Raw genomic sequence first — 5,658 nt, forward strand, 5'->3', positions numbered from 1 at the left:
CGTTAGCGTATTTGATCTCTACGCCCGCGGCAAAGCTAGCCAAAGCGCAAAATAGCGCTGCGCTTAGTAGTTTTGTCTTCATAAAATTCCTTTGCAAAAATTTTACGAAATTATATACAAATTAACCTTTTATTTTCTTTCATTTACTCTAAAATTTGCTTTAGCGAAATTTGCATTTTCGTCCAAGCAGCCAAGCTCGAAATCCCCTGCGCCAAGACTTAGCGTAAAAGCCTCACCGTTAGTGCGCGCAAAATATTCTCCCGTTTTAACTTTAGAATTTGTAGGCGCTAGGCTTTGCGTGGTGAAATCGCGTGCCGTGAAATTTTGCTGCGAGGAATTTTGATCTGTAAAATTTTTCGCTGTGAAATTTTGAGCCTCCGAATTCTGCTCTGTAGAATTTTGCAAGATAGAATTTTGCGACGCCAAATTCCGTGTAGTTGGATTTTTAGCTATAAAATTCCATTCTACAGAATTTTGCTTCGTAAGATTTTGTGATTTTACATTCTGCGACGCTAAATTTTGTCGCATAGAATTTTGTGCTGTGGAATTCTGTTCTGCAAAATTTTGCTTTAAATTATCTTGCTGCGCCGTGCTAGAATGCTTGGAATCCAAATCTGCGGAATTCTCCCCTGCAAACGCAGTGGAATTTAACGCTATAAACTCCCGCGAACCGCCGCTTAGCCTGATATATACCCGCTCGCCAAAAACCGCCGTACATTGCACCTTAAGCCGCAAAAAGCCGTCCGCGCCGGTCTCGTAGGTTTTGGCGTTGATGTCGTTTAGCACGGGCTTTACGGCGGCAAATTTAGCCGCGCACCTTCCTGCGCGTACCTTTTGCGGATCGACTAGGCCGTGCTTTAGCAGGTAAAAAAGCTCGCTTGTGCCGTAAATTTCGCACTCCTCGTTGGGCTCAACCCCATCTATCGTAAGATCATCGGCGCTTTGCGCGCACTCCTTTTCGCGGTACGCGTCGGTGCATACCCGCCGCAAGCTCACGCCCGCGGGGCGCACAAACTCCACCTCGCCCAGCATGCCCGATTTATCGAGGAAGGCAAACATATTAAACGCCACTTTTGCAGCACTTACGCCGCCGCTAAGATCCCTAGTCTTGGAGCCGTCGAAATTTCCCAGCCAGACGCCGAGAGTAAATTTCGGCGTCAGAGCGACGGTGTAGAGATCGCGCGCATCGGCGCTCGTGCCCGTTTTAAACATCAGAGGCGGCGCATTTAGGGTGTTTTGCCATACCGAGCCGAGGTAGGAGCGCGGCGCGTTTCTTAGCATCTGCGTTACGATGTAAGCGCTCTGCGGGGTTAAAATTTGCATCTCATCGCCGATCTTTACGCCCGCTATTTCGAGCTTTCGTAGCTTTCCGCCATTTGCAAACGCGCTGTAAAGGCGAGCAAGATCCATTAGGCTCATCGAAATGCTTCCCAGAGCGATACCTGCGCCGTAATAATCCTTGCTAAACTCCGCCAGATGCACATTTGATAGCATCTCATACAGCCCGTCACCCTCAAGCATCAAATTTAGCTTCACCGCGGGGATATTCAGGCTAAGACTTAGCGCATCCGTCGCACTCACCGCGCCCAAAAAGCCCTGATTGTAGTTGCGCGGCACGTAGCCCGCGAAGATTATCGGCGCGTCGATCAGCTTTTTTGAAGGGGTGATGAGCCCGTGCTGCAGGGCCTTGGCGTAGATGAAGGGCTTTAGCGTCGAGCCTACGTTTTTTTGCGAGCGCACGCCGTCATTTTGCCCCTCATTAGCGCTAAAATCGTGGCTGCCGACATAGGCGATCACGCTCATACTTTCGTTATCGATCAGCACCGCAGCACCGTTTCTAACGCCCTTATCGCGCAGGGAGAGGATCTCGCTTTTCAAAAAGCCCTCAAGCGCGATCTGGGTTTTTAGATCCAAGCTCGAATAAATTTTACCTTCGCTAAGGCGCGCAAACTCATGCGCTCGCGCGGTTTGCTCCTTGGACTGCGCGCCCCCTTTAGAGTTTGCGGAATTTTCCTGCGTCTTGGCGTTCGGATCGGAATTTGCCTGCGCCCGGGCGGCTAAAGCGAAATTTTGCGGCACCTTGGCGTTGGGGGCGGAATTTGCCTGCGATTCGGCGCTTGCAGCAGAAGCCGTCTGCATTTTGGCGTCTGAAGTAGAATCTGTCTGAGCATTAGCGTCTGACGAAGCAGAATCCGTCTGCGCCCTAGTGTCCGAAGCGTAATTTATTTGCGTAATAAAATTTACACGCGACCGCTTGCTAGAGTTTGCATCTGCCTGCAAATTTTGCGGCAAATGCGCGGTATCTTGCTGACTATTTAAATTTAGATTTTGCGAATTTTGCGGGTCTTGGTGCGGATGTGCGGCACCAGAGGCATTCTGCCGCTTGTTTAAATTCATATCCGCATTCGGATTTTGCGGCGAATACTCTGTTTGCGATTTATTTGAATCTGTATCTGCGCTAAAATTTTGCGGCAAACGCGCAGCGCCTCGTTGCTCGTTTAAATTTAGACTTTGAGTATTTTGCGACGGATGGGAGACATTAATTAAATCTTGCCTCTCATCCAAGTTTGCGCCCTCTCGTTCATTTTGTTTTACGCTTTTTGATTCATTCGGTTTTGCGCCTGCCTGTGATTCTGCGACTTCGCGCTCGTTTAAATTTAAGCTCGTTCGTTCGCTTAAATTTAAACTCTTCGGTGCATTAGTTTTAGAATCCGCCTCTTTGGGATTCATTTCTTTCAAATCCACTCCCGTCTGCGTGTTTGCGGCGCTAGATAAATTCGCCCCAACCTTCGTCGCAGCCGTAAAATTTGATTCGGCACCAGCCGCGTCCGAAAAATTTGATTCTACCGCCGCCGCGGCTCGGTGCGCAGTTAAACTTGCTTGCCCCGCCGCCCCGCCGGACGCTCCGCCCAAATCTAAATTTTGAGTAAAATTTACGTCATCTTTGGCGGTAAAATTTTGCATTTTATAATTGCTAAACGCTAGCAGCGCGTAATGCGGCGCATAATTGGGCGCTGCGTAGCGTCTGGGCGAAAACGGCTCTGCGAGGGCGCGCTCATACTCGCTTTGCGAGATCACGCCGCCCTCTCGCAGCTGCGAAATTAGGCGGTTTTTAAGCGCGTTGATGTTTGATCTGCGGTCTAGACGGTTTTTGTTCGGGTTTTTTGGGATCACGCTAAGAAGCGCGATTTGAGCGTTGCTAAGCTCGCGAAGGTCTTTTTTGAAGTAAAAATACGCCGCGGTTTTGACCCCTTCGATGTTGCCGCCATATGGGGCGAGGTTGAAATACATTCCTAAAATTTCATCCTTGCTGAAGTGCCACTCCAGCTGAAAGGCGTTAAAAATTTCGATGATTTTGTTCTTGTAGCTGCGCTGTTTGGGGCGCATCATACGCGCAACCTGCATCGTGATCGTGGAGGCTCCGACGCGCTCGACGTTGCCCTCGCTTTTTTTAGTAAAATTTTGCGTAAAATTATACGTAGCCGCGCGCAAGATCGAGGCTGGATTGACGCCGAAATGGTAGTAAAAATAGCGGTCTTCAAAGTAGATCGCACTTTGTTTCAGCCGCGGCGGTATCTCGTCTGCGGCTGCGTAGAAGCGCCAAATTTGATCGTCGCTGATCTGCATATTTAAAATTTCGCCGTTTCGGTCATATAAAATTCTACTCTTCTGCTTATTTAGCATATCCAAATTTAGCGGATGAAGCGCGTCTAGGATCAAAAACAGAGCGAATGCAAATGCGCAAAATAGCGCGATTTTTAACATAAATTTTAGAAATTTCATCGCGCAATTATATCAAAGAATTTTAATGATTTTAGGCTATAATGGCGCCTTTTTGCAAAGGAATAATCTTGGACGCTCTAGCTAAGCTAAACACCGAACAATACGCCGCCGCAACCGCCCCTGCGGGGCACAATCTAGTAATCGCAAGCGCAGGCACGGGCAAAACCAGCACCATCGTCGCACGGATCGCTCATCTGCTAAATCTCGGCACGAGTCCTAGAAAAATTTTGCTTCTTACTTTTACGAATAAGGCCGCAAGCGAGATGATAGCGAGGCTGCAGCGGCATTTTGATAAAAAAATCACCTCCGCAATCGTCGCGGGAACCTTCCACGCCGTATCCTACGCCCTACTTCGCGAGCTGGGCAAAGGTGTGATCCTAAAGCAGCCCGCCGAGCTAAAAACGCTGCTAAAAAGCCTCGTAGAAAGGCGCAAATTTTATCACGTAAGCGACGCGCGCCCCTACGGCGGGGCGTATCTTTACGATGTGTATTCGCTGTATCAAAACAAAGAGATGAGCGCGGATTTTGCGACGTGGTTTAGCAAAAACTACGAGGATCAGGCGGAATTTGCCGAAATTTATGCAGATATTTTGCGCGAGTTTGAGGAGGAAAAGGCGAAATTTAACTACGCCGATTTCAACGACGTTTTGCTAAAGATGCGCCGCGAGCTGCAAAAGGGCGCGCCGCTGCGGTTTGATGAAATTTTAGTGGACGAGTATCAGGACACGAACTCGCTGCAAGGAAGCCTCATCGACGCCTTTGCGACGAAAAGCCTTTTTTGCGTCGGCGATTTTGATCAGAGCATCTACGCCTTCAACGGCGCAAACATCGACATCATTGGCAGCTTCGGCAAGCGCTTTGCGGACGCTAAAATTTACGCGCTGAATATCAACTACCGCTCAAGCTCGGCGATTTTGGCGCTTGCAAATCGCGTCATCGCGAACAATCCGCGTCTTTACGAAAAGAAGCTGATCGTAGGCCGCGAGGGTAAATTTAGCGCGCCTAAGCTGCATGTTTACGACGATACGGCAGCGCAATACGCCCATGTAGCCGCACAGATCGCGCAAAGCGGTACTCCGCGCGAAAAGATCGCCGTCATCTTTCGCAATAATTCCAGCGCCGACGGCGTCGAGGTCGCGCTTAAGGAGCTCGGCATCGGCGCGAAGCGAAAAGGCGGCGTGAGCTTTTTTGAAAGCCGCGAGATCAAGGCCTTTACGGACATCTTCGCGATGATAATAAACCCAAAAGATATGATGGCATTTATGAGCACGTGCGAATACGCAAGAGGCGTCGGCAGCGCGCTGAGCAAGGAGCTTTTCGACGCGTTAATCGCGCTTGGTCACGGAAGCATTCACGCAGGTCTTTTGCGCCCCGACGAGAGCGTTAAAATTTTTGAAAAAAAGAGAAAAAACTATCAGCTCGGGCTTTTTGACGATGTCGATATTATCGGCTCGGTATCGCGCTTTGAAGCTTTGGAATTTGACGAGTTTTTTCGCTCGCATCCGGTGCTAAAACATAATAAAATCACCGAGGGCGGCGCCGTATTTTTGCACGAAATTTATAAAATTTTTAAAAAAAGCGGCTCAGCTGTAAGGTCCGCTACGCTAATCTCGCAGATCAAAGACTCGCGCCTTTTTGCGCTTGTGGCGGATTTCATCGCGACAAAGCGCGCGACGCTAAAAAACGGCAAGATAGACGATGAGCGCAAAAAGGACGAGATCTCCCGCATCTACGATAAATGCGGCATTTTAGAGCAGATCGCCGGTAAATACGCGGATCCGCAGAGCTTTTATAATTTCATAACCCTGGGCGCAAAAGAGATGAGCGAGGGCGAGGGGGTAAATCTGCTCAGCGTGCACGCAAGCAAGGGGCTTG

Annotated in this window: 2 protein-coding genes; one reads left to right on the plus strand and one right to left on the minus strand. The window is 49.3% G+C overall.

Features of this window, described 5'->3' with window-relative positions:
• Positions 1-129: 129 nt before the first annotated feature.
• Positions 130-3,783, minus strand: a complete 3,654-nt coding sequence (locus tag Q0274_RS06450; RefSeq protein WP_298028407.1) for a transglycosylase domain-containing protein — start codon at positions 3,781-3,783, stop codon at positions 130-132.
• Between the two features lie 41 nt (positions 3,784-3,824).
• Here Q0274_RS06450 and Q0274_RS06455 point away from each other — a divergent pair.
• A partial coding sequence (locus tag Q0274_RS06455) for an ATP-dependent helicase (RefSeq protein ID WP_298028408.1) occupies positions 3,825-5,658 on the plus strand: 1,834 nt, incomplete at its 3' end.

The organism is uncultured Campylobacter sp. (assembly GCF_937973075.1).
In the GTDB taxonomy this organism is placed as follows: Bacteria; Campylobacterota; Campylobacteria; order Campylobacterales; family Campylobacteraceae; genus Campylobacter_B.

Excerpts from the sequence above, each read along its gene's own strand:
- Q0274_RS06450 (WP_298028407.1), bottom strand. The coding sequence starts at position 3,783 with ATGAAATTTCTAAAATTTATGTTAAAAATCGCGCTATTTTGCGCATTT.